This window comes from Phoenicibacter congonensis (assembly GCF_902386915.1).
In the GTDB taxonomy this organism is placed as follows: domain Bacteria; phylum Actinomycetota; class Coriobacteriia; order Coriobacteriales; family Eggerthellaceae; genus Phoenicibacter; species Phoenicibacter congonensis.
Map to the genome: position 1 here is coordinate 54,270 of NZ_LR698997.1, position 18,350 is coordinate 72,619.

The following is an 18,350-nucleotide window of genomic DNA, read 5'->3' on the forward strand; positions in this document are numbered from 1 at the left end:
GTTTTAGAAGAAAGAGGAAAAATGAAGATTTGGGACAAAGTCAATGAATGTGACGTAGAAATCGATTCATGGGATGACTTGATGCAAATCATGATTGACGGCCGACAGGTTGATATCATCGTTGGACACGAGAAATCGGATGCTGACGGCTACCTCACATGGGACGTTGAGCATTGGTCAGCTATTGATGACAGAAGATTCATCAGAACATATGCATTAAAAGGACGCGAACTCGGAGAGTCAACTGGACACAACATCTATGACCTAAAAAATGAGTTCCACCCAGAGGATGCAGAGAAAGTTCAGCTTTCATAAACAATCGATTTTTTTAACCTTGAGGAGCAGCTCTCTTTGTCAACCTTAAGCTGAAGAAGAGTGCCTGACAAAAGATATTAGGAATTAAAAATGCCCTGCTCGAGCGGGGCATTTTTAATACAAACAATTTTAAAAGGGTTATCGCCAATCAAAATTTAAATCAACATAGCATTTGCAAAACTAGACGACCAAAGTTCCAGGTTCAGTCGATTTTGTAACCCAAGTGTTTGAACCAACAGTGCAACCATCGCCAATAAAGGTGTCTCCTCCAAGGATAGTTGCATTTGCATAAATTACAACATTGTTGCCAATGTTAGGATGACGCTTTCCGCCCTTTACAGGATTTCCATTTTCATCCTTCTCAAAACTTTTTGCGCCAATGGTCACACCTTGATAAAGCTTCACATGATTTCCCAAAACGGCGGTTTCGCCAATCACGATTCCTGTCGCGTGATCAATACAAAAATATTCTCCAATAGTTGCGCCAGGATGAATGTCAACACCTGTCTTTTGATGAGCAAATTCGCTTATCAAACGAGGAATAACAGGGATTTTCCTGATGTAGAGCTCATAGGCGAGACGATGACAAAAAGAAGCGAAATAGCCAGGGTAACAAAGAACAATTTCTTTGTAGGACAAAGCGGCGGGGTCTCCATCATAAATTGCTTTTATGTCTTTATTGAGCATTTTTAAAATTCTTGGCAATTGCTCAACAAAATCATCTGCAACTTCAGCAGCTTTGTCTTCAGCTTCACGCCCTATAACGCCAATTTCTGAAAGAGCAATCTCAATTTCAGAAGACAAATTTCTTCTTAAATCGAAGACTAGCTCATATTCCCCTCTGTGATCATTAAAAATTGATGGATACATTAAAGCTTGAACATCTTTAATGACATCTTGAATTACCTCGCGATGAGGTGCGCGACCGTCACCCTCAACGCAAGGATGACGGTTCGCGATAATTTCGTGGATTACTTTTTCGGTGTCCAAATTCTCTATTCCTCATAAAGTGCAGTTGATAAATATCTATCGCCCGAATCAGGAAGAATAACGACTATGTTCTTGCCTTCGTTCTCGGGGCGCTTAGCAAGTTCTTTTGCTGCCCACACTGCAGCACCTGCAGAAATGCCAACTAATATTCCTTCGGTTCTAGAAAACTCACGTCCCGTTTCTAGTGCATCGTCATTTTCAACTTTAATGATCTCATCGATAACATTCATGTCCACAACATCTGCAATAAACCCAGGAGAGATTCCTTGGACCTTATGAGGTCCAGGCTGTCCTCCAGAAAGAACTGGAGAAGCGGCAGCCTCAACAGCCACCATTTTAACAACAAGTCCCTTTTCCTTGAAAAGTTTGCCAATTCCACTGATTGTTCCACCAGTGCCGACACCTGCGACAACAATGTCGACTTCGTTATCAAGAGCATCTAAAATTTCAGGACCAGTAGTATCATAATGAGCCTTCCAGTTAGCAGGATTCGTAAATTGGCTCGGAATAAATGAGTTTGGAATTTCTGCTGCAAGCTCTTTGGCTTTTGCAATTGCGCCCTTCATTCCACCTGCGCCGTCAGACAAAACCACCTCGGCGCCATATGCTTTCATTAACTTTCGACGCTCAACGCTAAATGTCTCAGGCATAACAATAATCACGCGGTATCCCTTATGGACCCCAACCGCAGAGAGTCCAATGCCTGTGTTTCCGCTGGTGGGCTCAATGATTACAGATCCCTCTTTTAATTCGCCAGACTTTTCAGCTTCCTCAATCATCGACAAAGCAATGCGGTCTTTAATTGAACCAGTGAGGTTGAAAGCCTCAACTTTTCCGAAAATGTTAGCTTTATTGTTAACAGCCTTTTCCGTAGCAACCAGCTCCACCAAAGGCGTGTTGCCAATGAGCTGTTCTGTACTTTTTAAAATGTTTGCCATTGTGTAGTCTTCTCCTTTAATTTTAAATTTTGAATAAGAAAAAGAATAATATTCAGTTCATGCACCAACTAAAGGTGCCTAAAGAAGACATCGAGGAATTACGAAATGTTCGAATGTGATTAACATGGTTAACATCATACATGTTTTTCCAAAAAGTTGTTTGCAAATAACCAACTTTCTGGAGTGCCTGTGTCAAGGCCATCTTCTGGCGCAAATTCCACAGCATACATTTCTTCTTCTGACAAAAGGGCGAAAAGCGCATCAGTGAGCTGGATTTCCCCACCCACGCCAGGCTTTGTCTCCGCCAAAATTTTCATAACCCGTGGAGACAAAAGATATCTTCCGAACACGCAAAGATTAGTGGGAGCGTCTTCAAGCGAAGGCTTTTCTACCAATGTGTCAACTTTCCAAACACCCTCACCCAAGTTTTCACCGCCCATGATTCCAAAACGGTGAACCTCTTCGTCAGGAACTGGAACAACAGCGATTACACTTGCGCCACCATGGGATTCTGAAACCTCTTTCATGCGAGGAAGCATTTTGTTTCCGGGAACAATAACGTCTCCTAGACAAACAAAAAATGCTTCATCTCCAGTTGCAGGAGATGCGCACAAAACTGCATGACCAAGGCCCAAAGCCTCATCTTGATATACATACTCAACATTTAAATTGCCAGCATGCTCGACTCGATTGGCGAGTTCATCTTTCCCTTTTGAACGAAGATGATTGACTAGCTTTTCATCAGGAGAAAAATGCTGTTCAATTGCTGCTTTCTCGCGCGAATTCACAATGACAACACCATCGGAGACATCAAGTCCTTCTTCCACAATCCACTGAATTGCAGGCTTTCCGCCAACTGGCAACATCTCTTTAGGCACGGCTTTGGTGATTGGCAAAAAACGAGTTCCAAGCCCAGCAGCAGGAATAACAGTTTTCATTTGTCCTCCAAACTATTTCGACTAATACAAAAGAATTATAATTCATTGATTTAGACACCAAAAATGCCAAAAGAATTACTATGAAGGTTAAAAGTTGAGGGAGAGTCTAAACAAAACAAGTCGAGATAAAGATTTACTGTTTGAAGCTAATTTAAAGCATCAAAAAACTATATATAAAAACAGTCTTCCCGAAAAAAGAAATTAGAAAGTCGAAAGGAACATAAAAATGGCATCTAAGTTTTCAAACTTCCTAAAAGAAGTAACCATCGATTCTTTATTAGTTGGAATTGCAACCATAGTTGTTGGGTTGCTATTTATTCTTCTTCCAGCATCATCGGGTTGGATTCTCTGCGTCATCACGGGCATTGCTTTATTAACAATGGGAATTTTCTCATTGTATGGCTATTTTTCCTACGGCAGATTTTTATGTGGCTATTCGTTTATTGTGGCAATTCTGTTTCTCATAATGGGCGCGCTTTGTCTTATTCAACCGATGCTCATAATGGGAATACTCACAATTGTTCTCGGGCTCATTGTCATTGTCGACGCGGCTACAACACTTGCAGAAGGAATTGCTTTTGTCAGAGCCCGCATTAAAGGTGGAATGCCTTTAGCTATCTTTTCCGCAATTCTCATGCTTCTTGGAATTTTCATCATTATGAGTCCAGCTGAAACGGTAATGATTTTCACCGGCTGGGTTCTGGTTTTAGATGGAGTCTTTGACGTCGTAGCAATGCTGACATATGGCAAGAAGATCAAAGACTTCAAGAAATCAATGTTCGGGGAACGCTAGCCGCAAGTTCCAGTGCGGTTATTAAAATCGCCAATTAGCGACTAGACGCGCAACTAGAGATTTACAACCTGAAAAACTGCGCTAATACGACTTTTAAATGCGCAAACTTAAAATTAGCTAGGATAAAAAAAGAGAGTCAAAAGAAATGGCTCCCCGGGTAGGATTCGAACCTACAACCCTCCGGTTAACAGCCGGATGCTCTGCCGTTGAGCTACCGAGGAATATTCGCGCCTTTATGAAATGTTTAACGGCGCGACTACCTATTATACACAAATAAATGAATCTGCGAGTTATTTTTGTAAATAATTGCGAAGCACTCCACAACGCGATGGATGACGAAGTTTGGCTAGCGTTTTGCTTTCAATTTGACGAATGCGCTCGCGAGTTACTTTGAACTCCCGGCCAACTTCCTCGAGTGTGTGCGGATGACCATCTTCAAGCCCAAAACGCAGAAGAATGACTTTCCTCTCACGCTCTCCCAAAGTCCCAAGAACTTCTCTAATCTGCTGTTGTAGCATTGCAAACCTTGCAGCCTCAGCAGGGTCAATAGCTTTTTCGTCTTCAATAAAGTCACCGAGCTGAGAGTCTTCCTCTTCACCAATTGGCGTCTCCAAAGAAACTGGGTCTTGCGCAATCTTTTGAATCTCTTGCACACGTTCTGGCGTGATGTCCATGAGAACTGCAATTTCTTCAGGGCTTGGGTCGCGGCCAAGTTCCTGTTGAAGTTTTCTTTGCGTGCGAACGAGCTTGTTAATAGTCTCAACCATGTGTACAGGAATACGAATAGTTCTTGCCTGATCTGCAATTGCACGCGTTATTGCCTGACGAATCCACCATGTTGCATATGTGGAAAACTTGTATCCACGCTTGTATTCAAACTTTTCGACAGCGCGAATGAGTCCAAGGTTTCCCTCTTGAATGAGGTCGAGAAGCGAAAGCCCACGACCAATGTAGCGCTTTGCGTTAGCAACCACAAGGCGCAGGTTTGCTTCCATCAACGCAGAACGCGCATCAAGTCCAACATTCTCGATTCTTGTTAAACGGCGCTTGTCACGACGCGAAAGTTCAATTCCCTGTTCTTCAGCGGCTTCGAGTTCTTCCGTTGCCTTTAACCCTGCCTCAATTTTCATTGCAAGGTCAACCTCTTCTTCTTTGGTAAGTAGGTCAACTTTGCCAATTTCTTTCAAATACATGCGAATTGGATCGCCAGTTAACAAAGTCCTTGAGACGTCAACGTTTCTTCTGCGAGCTCCGCTTTTAGAGCGTGGAGTGACTGTCTTTAGCTTTTTAACATTAGACTCTGTGCTCTTCAGCTCTTCGTCAGGAATTCCTTCTAGCAAATCCTCGCTATCTACATCATCGTAGTCATCATTAAATAAAGCATCTTCATCTGGCGCATCGCCCATTCTCCCAACTTCTGCAAGCTCTCCATCGTCAGAAACTAGAGCAACTTCAATTGCGTCTTCCGTTTTTTTCGGCTTTCTGCCAGGCTTTTTCTTAGCAGTTGTCTTTGTTGATTTTGCAGACGATTTCACTACAGACTCAGAAACTGTCTTCTCTGCTTCTGAATTGTCGCCTTCATCTTTTGATTTTTTAGCCGAAGATTTAGCAGCAGCTTTTTTTGTTGCTGTCGTTGTTTTTCTTGCAGTCTTTTTTGTCTCTTTATCGCTGTTTTCCGCCTCGGCTACATTTATGACATCTGCTTCACCAGTTGTGGATTTGCTAGCAGTCTTTTTTGTAGCCGTTTTGGTCGTAGTTTTCCTTGTAGTTCTTTTCTTGACAGTTGTCGCGCTAGCATCTTTCTCGGCTTCTGCTTCTAGCCCCTCACTAGTTGTTGCCTTTCTAGTGGTTGTCTTTTTTGCAGTGCTAGACTTAGCAGCCGTTTTTTTGGTTGAAGCACTTGACGTTGCGGCTTTTGTCGTTTTGGTTTTTTTGGCACTCTCAGTTTTGGCCACAATTTTAACGTCGCTTACAGTCTCTGCGCTATCAACTTCTGTATTCTCTTTTTTTGAAATGGTTTTTGGGGTCTTTGACTCTGATGTCATTAGTTTATATAATCCTCCCAAGATACATAACGATAGAACATATAACTATAGCACTAATGAGGCAAAAAGCAAGTCATCTACCCCTAATTGGTTAGAACAAACACAGGATTTTAAAAAAAGAAAACTAGCTGCCGTGAAGCCAAAAAAATCTATAGTTAGAACAGAGTTTCCCTGTTAAAAAACGATTAGTCGTCTTTTTGCGAGCACAAAAGCAGAATTCCTCCTACTAGACTCAAAAATATTAGAGTGCAAACTCCAAATGCGACAGTGTTCTTGCGTGTTCCTTTGTAAATCCCCCAGCTGACTACGGTCATAGGAATCATCCAGGCAAGAGGAATTAAGGCCCAACAAACAGCAATCGTTGAAATTAAATTGAAAATGAATGCAATCAAACGAAGGGTGCGGTCCTTATCAGACATGACAGGCTTTACATCAAAATAAACCGCATCGGTTGGCTGCCAACTTGCATTTGTTTGATATTGTGCATCGTAATTTTGATTAGCCTGATTGATCTGTGCCTGTGAATTACAAGCTTGATTAGCATAAACTTGTGAATTACTGTCTTGATTAACCTGAACTTGCTTTGAATCAATATGGTTGGCATATGCCTGCTGATATGATTCGCTGGGCTGGCTTACCTGCTGTGAGATTTTAGACCCACACTTCGAACAAAACACTGCATCATCAGGGACAAAGGAACCGCAATTTGAGCAACAATTCATAACAAACTCCTAGTTTTTAAACTAAAAACATGCTATCAGACAATTGCTATACAACGCAAACGAGTTAAATCGTTACGATTAAAAAGCGCACGCCATCAAATTGAGTACGGAGCACATAATGCTTCATTGTTGCGACATACATCACACTCACCAATCAAAAAGTGACCAACCTAATAATTGTTGTGAGGATTCTCCTAAATCACGCTCGACTGTCACGCTTTGTGGCGTAGAATTTCAAATAATGGCAAGATGATTGGCGCGAACATCGTGCGTGTGGGATTTGTCTCATAAACAAATTATCATTCTGAAGTTTCTGCAAATCTGTAGCGTTATTAATGCGCAGCTCACCACACAGGGGAATTAGGGTGAAAATCCCTTGCTATACCAGTAACCGTAAATGCATCGCTCTGCATAACACAGCAAAGTCGGAATACTCGAAGGCAACTGTTCGGAAATTTCAGATGATGAGAGAAAAAGGCTTAAACCACAAGATTTAGATAGTGGCGTTAGGCTATCATGTCTTGCCCGCCCAACGAGCGACTTGACTTTAGAGTTAATGCAAAAAAAGCTTGAGCATAAAGTTCTCACAACTGGCAAAATGCCAAAATTCAAAAAAGACGAAGGCCTCATCGGCTATGGATTTGCTATTGACATTGGAACGACGACAGTAGTCGCAACTTTGGTTAATCTAGAAACAGGAGAGCAGCTGAGCAGCGCCTCTGACATTAACGCACAAAAGCATTATGGGCTCGATGTACTTACACGCATTACATATGAATATGAACACGGCGAAGATGGCATAATTGACCTACAAAAAGCAATTGTAGACTCTCTTAATGAGTTAATGCTCAGTGCATGCAAACAATCTAGTGTTTCTATTGAACAAATTGAGAATATAAATGTCGCTGCAAACTGCACAATGATGCACATGCTTTTAGGCGTTGATGCCAGGTCAATTGGAAAAGCGCCCTACCAGCCAGCTTTTAAAGAAGCAAAAGAAATGCCTGCCAAAGAAATTGGACTCAAAGGCAGTGACGATTGTGTTCTGTATTGCCTGCCACATGTTTCTTCATATATTGGTGCAGACATTGTTGCAGGCGCATATGTGTGCGAAATGCACAAATCTAACGATAACGAACTATTTATTGACATTGGCACGAACGGCGAAATAGTTCTAGCTAAATGCGGAAAATTGTTCAGTTGTTCTTGTGCTGCTGGACCAGCTCTGGAAGGAATGAACATTTCTTCAGGAATGCGAGCAGCTGCAGGTGCAATCGAAGACGTTCACATCTTCACCGACGAAATCAAACTAGACACAATCGGTGACAAAAAACCTGAAGGCATTTGTGGAAGTGGGATTTTGGCTGTAATTCGAGAGCTTGTAGTAAACGAATTTATTCAAAAGAGTGGTGTTTTTATTAAACCTGACAGACTACCTGATGACGATTGGCGCAAAAAATTCATTAGAATGAATGGCACAAAACGTGAACTGGTGATGTGTGAAGACCCTGAAATCATTGTTTCTCAAAGCGATGTGCGACAGGTACAAATGGCAAAAGGGGCAATTCTCTCGGGCTTCATGGCGTTATTAAATGAAGCTGGAATTGACATGGAAGACCTTGACAAAGTTTTCATTGCAGGCCAATTTGGGGCGCACTTGTCGGTCGACTCGCTCGTAGGCAGCGGAATTTTGCCTGCTTGCGTGCAAGATAAGCTAGTCTATGTCGGCAACAGTTCAAAAACTGGTGCCTACATGACACTCATGAGCAAGAAAGTCAAAGAGGAAATAGAAACGCTTGCGACTGAAATTGACTATCTGGAACTTTCAAATCTAGAAAACTACGACAGACTTTACTCAGATTGTATGCTGTTCCCTCAGTTTTAGCTAAATTGCTCTCGCGGCTTCAGAAACACACACTAAAAATAGAGAATCAGCACTCAAGTATTAACTAAGATCGTCACGAAAGAGATGTCTTCTTTACTAGGCGCAATAGACACAATCAATTAGTGCCCGCTAAATTGAAGAACCCCCTTCGCTAAAGCGGGCACACTTGCAGTATCGTCAACCGCCTTAAACATGAAGAGAAAGTGTCTTCATGACTACAGAAACTTCACTTCTCCTGTTTCAACGTCATAAATAGCGCCTGTGACAGTCACACCATCCGAAACGAGCTCTTTAACTTCATCGTTGGCTAAAAGCTTGTCCACGCTTGCTTTAACGTTTAATTCACAAGCTTTTAAATCATCAGTTTCGCTTCCAATAGCTTCTTCGATAGGAGCAGTTAAAGCGCACAAACAGCCATGACCAGCATGACCAATCGCAGCTCCTACGGCACCACAATTTGTGTGCCCCAAAACCACAACGAGCTTTGACTTTAAATGTTCAGCCGCATAAACAACGCTTGCAAGTTGTGTGTCAGTAACTATGTTTCCTGCAACACGAATAACGAACAACTCACCAATCCCGGCCATGAAAATGTGCTCTGGCACCACCCTCGAATCGGAGCAGGTGAGAATAACTGCATGTGGGTGTTGCCCATTCTCAAAAGTTTCTTTTCTTTTTTTAAGCGAGATGTTACCATCATTTGATTTTGCGGAAAGATAGCGAGCGTTTCCATTTTTTAGGATTTGCAGGGACTCATTAGCATTCATAGATTCTCCCCTCAACGAAATGCAATAGCTAATTATCTCACAGCTAGCATTTATTAAAAACACTCAAGTAATGTTTCTTAAATGCAAATGTGGGGCTTAGTTACAGCAGGTCTCTACAAAAATCTGTGATTCTTTGCAACGAATCAACAATTTCCACGGCACGAGCGATACATTCTCTCCTTGAGTCGGTCTCAGGCGGGCGCAACCCGGCTTTCGCCGCGCCAAAACGAGCCTTGTCGGTGAGATCGTCCCAGTTTTCGAGAACTCTTTTGAGCACAGTCGTTCCTTGTTCGCCAAGAATTGATTTTTCCCAATTGCTTGAACACTCATCAATGAGAGAAACAGCAAAATCAAGCTCGGAATCAATTTCTTCACTCATGCGTTTGAGCGCCACATCAGAAACGGCTTTACTGAAACCACCGACTTCAACCGTTATCGGGTGCACTGCTCGCCCACTGATTTCTGACAAAATGTTTGTTAAAGCGTGCCTCAATTCAAGGCATTTCTTAAGAAAATCACTGTCGGCTTCAACGAACTCCTGGAAGTCAACATAGCCTTTTATTTGGGGAAATTCTGACAACACTAAAGATGTAATGTCATTATGGGCCCTTTCAGCAAGGCGAAGGATTTCACGCAGAATCAAATCTCTTGAATCAATTGTTAAATTATTCTTCTTTTCAAACTTTGAAGCTGAATTTAGAGCTAGCTCTTGCGAGATTTCTCCATCAAATCTAGCCTCAACAAAAAGAGCATCATCTCCGGTAAGCCCTTCGACATTCTTTTCAAGAAAACGATCAATGCTACAAACATCCAAAAAACTCACAAAAGCATCGTTCCCATCGACATTTGTAACATTCTCAGCATTATAAAAAGCAGTTTCAAGGCATGCATGTTTAGAAATCCCACTGCAACCCCGGCACTGTTTGTTCAATCTAGTGCAAAGTCCATCGCAACCACACATTGAAACTAAGCCGGCACAGAGCCTTCCTTGTCCATAGAAGCAACCTTTTTCATTGCTCTTGCATTCTCCACAAAGACAAGCACTGGATTCAAACGTGTTTCTACCACCAATTGCCTTTTGCAAAACATTTAAAAATTGATTTGTATCAATGGGACAACAACGGCAACAATAATCAACGTCGATAAAATCTGTTAAAGCGCGAAAGTGAACACTCTCGCCTAGGGCATCTTTATTGAGGCCACAAGCGCAAGCTCCAATCGCGACTATAACTTTAGAATTTTCCCGAAGTTGCTTGACAAATTCTTCCTGCTCTGGCGTCTTTACAGCACCCTCCACGACAGCAATGTCCACTGCAGCAGGCGATTTTCTATCTGAAAGTTTTGGCCAATAAACAACATTGACCTGATTAAAAACGTTAAAAAGCTTTTCATCGGCATTAAGAATTTGCTGCTCACAACCATGACAACTCTCAAGCTCGAAAAAGCCTAAAGTTGGTTTATTTGCATTGGAACAAATCATCTAGATTGACCCCTGCATGTTTTGTGCATCCCAATAATTAAAAACAGGTCCATCCTGGCAACAATACTGATGACCCACCTGGCAGTGACCACATTTGCCCATTCCGCACTTCATGTGCCGCTCAAAGCTCATATAAATGCGATCGTACTCAATACCTTTTTTCCGCATCTCTTCAATGACACTTGCATACATAACAGGAGGACCGCAAATTGCTCCATAGGTGTTTTCAGGATTAACTTCGACATATTTAAACATGTCGCCTGCATATCCAACTTCGCCAGTCCAATCGTCGTCAGGTTGCGATAAAGGAAGATATAGTTCGAAATCTTTGCGATGGCGCCACATCTCAAACTGATCACGGAACATGATTGTGCTTGCAGTTCGAGAACCATAAATAATAACTACCTTGCCAAATTGGTCACGCTCGTCGTGAATGTTGTTGATGAGTGAACGAAGTGGAGCTATTCCAGTTCCTCCAGCAACAAGCAGAATGTCATTTCCCTTCATTTCTTCATAGGGGAAAGGATGACCATATGGGCCACGAATTCCCACTATGTCACCACACTGCATAGAATCGAGTTTCGACGTCACTGCACCGGCTTTTCTGATTGTAAGTTCAAAAAAACCAACTTTGGCAGGGCTCGAACAAATCGCTATTGGTGCCTCACCAACCCCAAGAACAGAAACCATGACAAATTGTCCCGGCTTGTGTCTAAACGCCTGACGAACACGCTCGTCAATCAAGCGCAGTTCATATAACTTCTCAGTCGCTGTGAGGGGCGTAATGCTTGTGATTCTTGCCTCCCAAGGACGGTATGGATCGGCCTTAAGCAGTGCCTGACCTTGTAGCGTCGTTTCTGATTCTGTAAATGCCACGCTACTCAAACTCCTTATTAGCAAAGAATTTCAACACTTCAGATGGAGAGATGCCAGCTTTGCAAGCACGCGCGCACCTGCCACAGCCAACACAAAGATATCTGTCATATTTTGAATAGAATCCATTTAGCTTGTGATACATGCGGTGTCTGACGCGAGAAACATTGCTGTCGCGGAAATTAAAGCCACCTGTTACCTGCGCAAATTCCGGATTGGTGCAGCAGTCAGGAATGCGCTCCCTTTTCCCGCCCTTGCCATTCGCATTCAAGGTGTCAATTATGTTAAAGCAATAACACGTTGGACACACCTGCGCACAAGCCGTGCAAGACAGGCACTTCTTTCCCATTTCTTCCCAAAACGGGTCATCGTGAAATGCGTCCATGAGCATTGGTATCTCTTGTATTTCTGGAATTTCTTTCGAAAAGGCTTCTTGGCGTAGTCGAGTTCTTTCCAAAAATAGCTTTCTGTCTTCATCTGTGGTGTCACGAGGCGAACAAGATGATTCCAAAACATCGGCGCCCTCAACACTTCCAATTGAAACAAAATATCTGTCACCTAGGTCCTGAAGGAACAGGTCATAGCCACCTTTTGCTTCCTGCACCCCAAGGTTGTGGCAAAAGCAAGTTTTTGTCGGCATACAGGAAATGCCCACAATCATTGTTTTTGATTTTCTCTTCTTGTAGTAGGGGTCAGGCCGCTCTTGATCTTCAAACACAAGGTTTAGGTTGTTAATCGCGTTGATATCACAGGCGTGAGCACCAAACAAAACGCGCGACCTTGGATAAATCTCACAATCGTGAATTTCATTATTTTCATCGAACTCAAATAACGTTTCGTGTTTCGGGATAAAGAACTTTTTTAAAGAAGTGAGCGTTGTGTGATAGTCAAGCTCAACCTCGTCAAAAGAATGAACTTCTGAAAATGAATAGCTCTTCTTCATCTTTATAGGTGCAATGACAGTTGCATTGCCCAAAAACGTGTTAAACAGCAACTCTAGGTCTGGCTTATCAATAACTTTATATAGCAATTAAAGCTCCGGCGAATTCACCTAACTGTTTTGCGACGCAAAATAGAGCTCAGCATTTGAGACTTTCCAACCAACAAGATCACGTTTCATCGTGATGACATAGGTTATTTCGCCCCCTTGCTCGGTTTTTGCCTTCGAATAAACCTTGCTCTCATTCATGCCGCGAGTTACACCCTCTATTTCTACATTGTCATCCTTCACGATGGAATTAACAATTTGAGAGCGCGAAGATTCGCTTACCGTTGATGAAAATGCGCTGTTCGTGGTCGATGGGTTGCTGAACAGCTCAGTAGTTGTCATTTGCTGAGTTGGATAGCCATAACCAAGAATGTAACCAGCCGCACCGGCACCTACAATCAAAACAATAAGAATAATAAACACAAGCAAGATTTTTAGGCCAACACCTTTGCGCTTGCGCTCTTTTTTCGCCTGCTGTTTGTAGATTTCCTTTAGTTCATCTTCTGTGGCGGTGAAAAACTTATCGTCATCACCCTCATAGGCATCAATATACCCAGGAACTTTGTCTAGAACCTCGGTTCCGTCATCGTAGAAATAGGGGTCGCTGCTGTTAGTCAAATCGTCAGCGGTTGACACATCGAGGCCACTCATGTCAACAGCTGTCGCTTCTGCCGCTGCCAACTTGTTAAGCTCACTAATGCAACGCGAATAGTCAACAGACGCAGAATCAGAGAGCTGATATGTTCCATCAGCTGTTACTTCTTTAAAACACTCTACAGCAGCCTCAGGTTCGTTGTTGGCAGCATGTGCTTGTCCCATGCTTGCCAAAAGGCGATTGCGCGTGTCATTTGACATGTTAAACTGCTTCGCGCTTTCATATGAAGCGATAGCATCACCTGGTCGCCCAAGACTCATGAAACAAACTCCCAAGTTGAGCAAGGACTTTGCTGGGTCTGGGTTGTTTGGGTCTAGTGCAGCTTCTCGGAAATTTCTTCCAGCATCTGCCGAATCACCCATTTTCATTTGGATGTTGCCAAGGCTCATTAATGCCTTGTATCGACTGGTATAAGTTTCGTCATTAATAGCAATTTGCAACTCATCAATAGCCTTGTCATATTCTTTTAATGAGCTGTATGCCTTGCCTAGATTCGTGTGAAGCGACGCGCCCGCTGTGTATGCACTGTCTTCTTCCGCTTGCAGATACGCACGAATTGCCTCAGAAGAATTCTTCATCTTCATTAAACAATTTCCAATGTGATGATAAAGAGCTCCATACTCTCCAGGTTGAAGAGGATTTTGCTCGTCTCTCAAACAATCAGTGTATTTTCGAAGTGCACCACGGTAGTCTCCTGCCTTATAGAGTCCGTTCGCTCTTGAAAAGGTTGTTTCGTTCACGCTGCGTATCCTTTTTTAGTTTTTTATAACCCTTTAATTATATACGAGTTCTAAAATCGGTAAATTTTTACCAGCAAGAGGGCTATTACTTGTTTTCAATAGTGATGCTTTCGATGTCGTCGCCAACACGAAGTTCGCCAATCACATCAAGGCCTTCGATGGTCTGGCCAAACACAGTGTAGTTTGGATCCAAGAAACTTTGTGGCCCAAGGCAAAAATAAAATTGAGAACCTGCAGAATTTGGCATTTGGCTTCTTGCCATAGCAAGCGTTCCGTCTAAATGCTTATTATTTGGATTAGTCGTGTATTCCTCTTTAATGCAATATCCAGGACCGCCAGTTCCAAAACCACCAATGCCAGTTTGTGCGCCGAGGATAACCTCGTCAGCGCTCTTGCCACGAGTGTTTGGACATCCACCTTGTATTACAAAATTCGGAACATAACGATGGAACTTTAATCCGTCATAAAAGCCCTTGTTGGCAAGTTCGATAAAATTTCCAACGTGAATTGGAGCGTCTTTTCCTGCAAGTTGCACTTTGATAGTTCCCTTGTTAGTCTTAATTACTGCAATCTCCTCACCAGTTGGCTGATATTCAGGAGTGTAGAGTTTCTCAAACATTTAAATTATTCCTTTCTTGAATTATTAACAGAGAAAAGTAAAATATGGTGCCCTCGACAGGAGTCGAACCTGCGACACCCTGCTCCGGAGGCAGGTGCTCTGTCCACTGAGCTACGAGGGCAAGCCCATCAGAGCCGATTAGTTACTATAAACTTTTAATGTGATTGATAACATCGCCAACAGTGTTGATGTCTTGTGGGTTTCCAAAGTCAATCTCTAACTCGTCCTCTAGATTGCAAATGAGTTCTGCAACATCGATAGAGTCAAGATTTAAGGATTCGAGCGTAGCATCATCAGTAACGTCATCTGGATCAACTCCAGCGTTCTCTTTTAGAAGTTTGCGAATGACATCGATTGTTTCCATGAAACACCTCTTCGATAAAATGGTTTTATAACCAAATCATTTTATCACGGTAAAAACAATCGATGCCATCGCTAGCTACTCAAATAAATTAGTCAACAGAAGTTGAAGTCTTCTCATCTTCTGAAAGTGGGACTTGGTAAAGTGTGTCCCATCCACAAAGATCACAGTGCAGGCAACGACCGCACTCACGACGTCCTGCCATTGGTTCAATGTCGAGTTCAATGTAGTCAAAATCGTGTTTGCGCTCTTCTGCAGGTCTCTCGTGAATTTCTTCACGTGGAGCATATTGAGGATATTGATGGTAGCTTTCTTTTGCCTTTACACCAGGGTCAATTGTGTGGTTGTAACCAAGGGCATTATCAATGTTGTATGCAGCAACTTTGCCAGCTCCGATTGCCATAATTGCAGATGCAGGGCTTGTTTGGCAGTCGCCACCAACCCAAACTCCAGGCATGTCTTCTGCCTCGAGGAATTCATTCGCTTTAAACGCATGCCATTGGGTCTTCATTCCAGCATCTTCGAATGGTCCACAAACAATGTCCTGACCAACAGCCAAAAGAAGAATGTCGATTGGCGTTACAAGTTCCTCTTTTTCTGTATCAGGCTCTGGCTTTGGACGACCACCAGGAACCTCAATCAAACGCTGAGGCTGTGTTCTCATTGCAGTTAAATGGCCATTATCATCAACATTTAGACCAACTGGAGATTGCAAAGCAAGGAACTGAACTCCCTCTTCCATAGCTCCATGAATCTCAACTTTGTCAGCAGGCATATCCTCGACACGTCTGCGATAGAAACAATATACATTTTTTGCATTGCAACGAACACTTGTGCGCACACAGTCCATTGCAACGTTGCCGCCACCAACAACACCAATGTTTAGACCCTCAAAATCAGGATAATCATCATCGCCGACCGCACGCAAAATCTCAACGGCGCTCATGACGCCTTTTGCATCAACATTTTCAATGCGAAGGCCTTTTCCAGTGTGAGCACCAATTGCAACGAATGTTGCATCATGCGAGGCTTTGATTTCATTGAACTTATCTGCATCAACATAGCAGTTCATTTGAACATTAATTCCGCCAACGCCAAGAATTGCATTAACATCCTCATCAAGTCTCTCGCGTGGGAAACGATATTTTGGAATACCATAGCGAAGCATTCCACCCATCTTAGAGCGAGACTCATAAACATCAACATCATGCCCCATAATTGCAAGATAATAGGCGCAAGAAAGACCACAAGGGCCAGCTCCAATAACAGCAATTTTCTTTCCAGTTGGCTCTTGACGAGGTGGTGTTGAAACAACATCGGCATGGCAGTTGTCAATCGCAAGTTTTTTGACACCACGAATGTTAACAGCTGAATCAATCCCACGACGACGGCAATAGTCCTCGCATGGATGCATGCAAACAAGAGCACAAGCCGTTACAAATGGGTTGTCTTTTCTCACCATTTTAACTGCACCATCAAAGTCGCCCTCTGAGGCAAGTCCAATGTAGGCAGATGCATTAACATGAGCAGGGCACCCAGCCTTGCAAGGTGATTTCATGTTTTTATCACAAGCGCAAGAATGTGCTTCAACATGCGCATAGTAATCAAGTTGGAAAAGTTCAATTCCCTCCAGAAGCTCTTTGCAAGCCTTCTTTGTAGTTTCGCAAGTTTCAGTGCTTTCAACTAATTCTTTTGCACCCTTTGCAAATTGATCAAATTGCTTTTGATTACTAAGGAAAAGATGAATCTTTTTGAGCGTATCAAGTAACTTTGTGAGTTTTTGGAAGTTTTCAGATTCATTGTCGACCTGATGTCTGACTTCATGATAAAACTTTTCGAAGCGTGCGAGTTGAATAGAGATTTGGCAAGTTCCTGTTTTAGCTACTTTAACAGCTTCAGCTAAAGTGTCAGCAACCAAACACTTCTCCACGTCGGCTTTTACAATCATGATTACTCCTTAGATTCCTACCCCAAGATAACGGGTTAATTTTAACGCTTTTTGTTTGTCTAATTCATGTCTTTTAGGCTAAAGAAGAATTAAAAAAGTCCCCAGTGCTGGGGACTTTTAAACATGTTTTTTGATTATTTAGGCCCATCCCCACTTAACTGTGTAGGTCGTTCCAAACGTTGCTATCCATGAATCGAGATCGGTCGTGACAATAGCTCCTATATTGTGCATAACCTTTCCATCCCCAATGTAAATGCCAACATGTCCATATATTTGAGCCCAATTGTCACCGTTGGTGTGTGAAGGAACGGCAATTATCATTCCAGGCTCCAATTGTGACCTGTCGCTTGATGTGCAATAGGCCCAATACATGTCTTTTGCATCGCCACTAGGATATCCACAACCGGCATTTTGATAAACACGGCTAACCCACATCGCACAATAGCCAGCACCAGGTGACCCTGTTGAAAAACATGCATTCACAATAGCTTGACCTTTGGCAGAATTAGCATGGGGAATTGATCCGCCACCGCTGTATGTCTGACCGCTTCCTCCTGAATAATTTGAAGAAGAAATCTGGTTGTTGCCAGCTGCAGCGGCAGCTGCGGCTGCCACTAGTTCAGCATCACGCTGTTCCATGAGGTCTTTGACATCACTGCTCAAGCTGTTTACCAAATCAGTCGTTTCTTGTTGCTTTGCAGCCACTGAATCAATTTGAGATTTTTGCGCAGCTTGCAATTGCTCAAGTTCAGCTTTTTTGTCGCTGAGTTTTTGCTTTTCCGCTTTTACCTCATTGATCAGCTCATTGTCTGATTCCATGATTTTAGAAGCTAGAAACCAATTGTTAGCAAAATCAGAAAAGTCGGTTGAACTCAAGAATAAATCAAGCATTCCAGCATCGCCACCACGATATTTTGAAGCAATCCTTTTGCCCAATTCATCTTGTTTTTTGCTCAAAACTTCTTGCTGCTCAGCAATTTGATCGTTCACGTCATCAACTTCACGAGAAGTTGCAGCAAGCTTTTCGTTTAAGTCATTAAATTCTGACTGAATTTGTTCGAGCTGTGAATTAACTTCATCGAGTTGGGCCTGCGCGCTATCTAACTTTTCCTGAGTTGTCTCACCAAATGCTCTCAAAGGCGGAACAGTGAAACTTAAAGAGAAGGCGAAAGCGACAGCCAGAAAAAAAATGAAGATTCGTTTTGTAATAGATATAGTCTTATCCTTAATCAAAACAGTTGCTCCTTGTGTGTTTAGTGTACTTTTCGCAACGAATTTATTATTTTATCACGA

The 18,350-nt window shown here is 42.6% G+C and carries 17 protein-coding genes and 2 tRNA genes; 3 read left to right on the forward strand and 16 right to left on the reverse strand.

Translation table 11 applies throughout. The features are described 5' to 3' along the window. The first annotated feature begins 21 nt into the window (after positions 1-21). Positions 22-315, forward strand: coding sequence for a hypothetical protein (locus tag FXZ76_RS00250; protein WP_079535145.1), 294 nt, complete (start codon positions 22-24; stop codon positions 313-315). Positions 316-495: 180 nt separating this feature from the next. Here FXZ76_RS00250 and FXZ76_RS00255 read toward each other — a convergent pair whose 3' ends face one another. The 3 genes from FXZ76_RS00255 to FXZ76_RS00265 form a co-directional block, all read right to left on the reverse strand. Further along, on the reverse strand, positions 496-1,305 hold the full coding sequence (locus FXZ76_RS00255; RefSeq protein ID WP_197682070.1) for a serine O-acetyltransferase: 810 nt from the start codon (positions 1,303-1,305) through the stop codon (positions 496-498). Positions 1,306-1,310: 5 nt separating this feature from the next. Further along, a complete protein-coding gene (cysK, locus tag FXZ76_RS00260) occupies positions 1,311-2,243 on the reverse strand; it encodes a cysteine synthase A (protein WP_079535146.1) in 933 nt (310 codons plus the stop codon). A gap of 134 nt (positions 2,244-2,377) precedes the next feature. Next, entirely contained in the window at positions 2,378-3,181 is an 804-nt protein-coding gene (locus FXZ76_RS00265; protein WP_079535147.1) for a UTP--glucose-1-phosphate uridylyltransferase, read from the reverse strand. Between the two features lie 226 nt (positions 3,182-3,407). Here FXZ76_RS00265 and FXZ76_RS00270 point away from each other — a divergent pair, with 226 nt between their 5' ends. Beyond that, positions 3,408-3,974, forward strand: a complete 567-nt coding sequence (locus FXZ76_RS00270; protein WP_079535148.1) for an HdeD family acid-resistance protein — start codon at positions 3,408-3,410, stop codon at positions 3,972-3,974. Between the two features lie 146 nt (positions 3,975-4,120). Here FXZ76_RS00270 and FXZ76_RS00275 read toward each other — a convergent pair. From FXZ76_RS00275 to FXZ76_RS06340, 3 genes are all read right to left on the reverse strand, one after another. Beyond that, positions 4,121-4,195 (reverse strand) — tRNA-Asn (locus tag FXZ76_RS00275). A 69-nt stretch (positions 4,196-4,264) separates the two neighbouring features. Further along, a complete protein-coding gene (rpoD, locus tag FXZ76_RS06535; RefSeq protein ID WP_079535149.1) occupies positions 4,265-6,019 on the reverse strand; it encodes an RNA polymerase sigma factor RpoD in 1,755 nt (584 codons plus the stop codon). Between the two features lie 185 nt (positions 6,020-6,204). Next, the gene (locus FXZ76_RS06340) at positions 6,205-6,741 is read right to left on the reverse strand and encodes a zinc-ribbon domain-containing protein (protein WP_197682071.1); all 537 of its coding nucleotides are present in this window, start codon (positions 6,739-6,741) and stop codon (positions 6,205-6,207) included. Between the two features lie 598 nt (positions 6,742-7,339). Here FXZ76_RS06340 and FXZ76_RS00290 point away from each other — a divergent pair. Then, positions 7,340-8,626, forward strand: a complete 1,287-nt coding sequence (locus FXZ76_RS00290) for an ASKHA domain-containing protein (RefSeq protein ID WP_231961707.1) — start codon at positions 7,340-7,342, stop codon at positions 8,624-8,626. A gap of 215 nt (positions 8,627-8,841) precedes the next feature. Here FXZ76_RS00290 and FXZ76_RS00295 read toward each other — a convergent pair whose 3' ends face one another. The 10 genes from FXZ76_RS00295 to FXZ76_RS00340 form a co-directional block, all read right to left on the reverse strand. Next, a complete protein-coding gene (locus tag FXZ76_RS00295; protein ID WP_079535151.1) occupies positions 8,842-9,393 on the reverse strand; it encodes a carbonic anhydrase in 552 nt (183 codons plus the stop codon). Positions 9,394-9,493: 100 nt separating this feature from the next. Continuing rightward, positions 9,494-10,873 (reverse strand): NADH-quinone oxidoreductase subunit B family protein, encoded by a 1,380-nt coding sequence (locus tag FXZ76_RS00300; protein ID WP_079535152.1) that lies wholly within the window; start codon positions 10,871-10,873, stop codon positions 9,494-9,496. Then, a complete protein-coding gene (locus FXZ76_RS00305) occupies positions 10,874-11,749 on the reverse strand; it encodes an FAD/NAD(P)-binding protein (RefSeq protein WP_231961708.1) in 876 nt (291 codons plus the stop codon). Position 11,750: 1 nt separating this feature from the next. Continuing rightward, a complete protein-coding gene (locus FXZ76_RS00310; protein ID WP_079535154.1) occupies positions 11,751-12,776 on the reverse strand; it encodes a 4Fe-4S dicluster domain-containing protein in 1,026 nt (341 codons plus the stop codon). A 21-nt stretch (positions 12,777-12,797) separates the two neighbouring features. Further along, complete coding sequence (locus FXZ76_RS00315; RefSeq protein WP_079535155.1) at positions 12,798-14,129, reverse strand: tetratricopeptide repeat protein; 1,332 nt, start codon at positions 14,127-14,129, stop codon at positions 12,798-12,800. Positions 14,130-14,214: 85 nt separating this feature from the next. Further along, complete coding sequence (locus FXZ76_RS00320; protein ID WP_079535156.1) at positions 14,215-14,748, reverse strand: peptidylprolyl isomerase; 534 nt, start codon at positions 14,746-14,748, stop codon at positions 14,215-14,217. Positions 14,749-14,793: 45 nt separating this feature from the next. Next, positions 14,794-14,869: transfer RNA gene (locus tag FXZ76_RS00325), tRNA-Arg, on the reverse strand. A 24-nt stretch (positions 14,870-14,893) separates the two neighbouring features. Then, on the reverse strand, positions 14,894-15,112 hold the full coding sequence (locus FXZ76_RS00330; protein WP_079535157.1) for a phosphopantetheine-binding protein: 219 nt from the start codon (positions 15,110-15,112) through the stop codon (positions 14,894-14,896). Between the two features lie 88 nt (positions 15,113-15,200). Continuing rightward, on the reverse strand, positions 15,201-17,057 hold the full coding sequence (locus FXZ76_RS00335; protein WP_079535158.1) for an NAD(P)-binding protein: 1,857 nt from the start codon (positions 17,055-17,057) through the stop codon (positions 15,201-15,203). A 138-nt stretch (positions 17,058-17,195) separates the two neighbouring features. Then, positions 17,196-18,290 carry a coiled-coil domain-containing protein gene (locus tag FXZ76_RS00340; protein ID WP_079535159.1) on the reverse strand — a complete coding sequence of 365 codons (1,095 nt, stop codon included), beginning with the start codon at positions 18,288-18,290 and terminating at the stop codon, positions 17,196-17,198. Positions 18,291-18,350: the final 60 nt, after the last annotated feature.

Excerpts from the sequence above, each read along its gene's own strand:
- FXZ76_RS00330 (WP_079535157.1), bottom strand. The coding sequence starts at position 15,112 with ATGGAAACAATCGATGTCATTCGCAAACTTCTAAAAGAGAACGCTGGA.
- FXZ76_RS06340 (WP_197682071.1), bottom strand. The coding sequence starts at position 6,741 with ATGAATTGTTGCTCAAATTGCGGTTCCTTTGTCCCTGATGATGCAGTG.
- FXZ76_RS00265 (WP_079535147.1), bottom strand. The coding sequence starts at position 3,181 with ATGAAAACTGTTATTCCTGCTGCTGGGCTTGGAACTCGTTTTTTGCCA.
- FXZ76_RS00295 (WP_079535151.1), bottom strand. The coding sequence starts at position 9,393 with ATGAATGCTAATGAGTCCCTGCAAATCCTAAAAAATGGAAACGCTCGC.
- FXZ76_RS00335 (WP_079535158.1), bottom strand. The coding sequence starts at position 17,057 with ATGATTGTAAAAGCCGACGTGGAGAAGTGTTTGGTTGCTGACACTTTA.
- FXZ76_RS00320 (WP_079535156.1), bottom strand. The coding sequence starts at position 14,748 with ATGTTTGAGAAACTCTACACTCCTGAATATCAGCCAACTGGTGAGGAG.
- cysK (WP_079535146.1), bottom strand. The coding sequence starts at position 2,243 with ATGGCAAACATTTTAAAAAGTACAGAACAGCTCATTGGCAACACGCCT.
- FXZ76_RS00300 (WP_079535152.1), bottom strand. The coding sequence starts at position 10,873 with ATGATTTGTTCCAATGCAAATAAACCAACTTTAGGCTTTTTCGAGCTT.
- FXZ76_RS00270 (WP_079535148.1), top strand. The coding sequence starts at position 3,408 with ATGGCATCTAAGTTTTCAAACTTCCTAAAAGAAGTAACCATCGATTCT.
- rpoD (WP_079535149.1), bottom strand. The coding sequence starts at position 6,019 with ATGACATCAGAGTCAAAGACCCCAAAAACCATTTCAAAAAAAGAGAAT.
- FXZ76_RS00290 (WP_231961707.1), top strand. The coding sequence starts at position 7,340 with ATGCCAAAATTCAAAAAAGACGAAGGCCTCATCGGCTATGGATTTGCT.
- FXZ76_RS00250 (WP_079535145.1), top strand. The coding sequence starts at position 22 with ATGAAGATTTGGGACAAAGTCAATGAATGTGACGTAGAAATCGATTCA.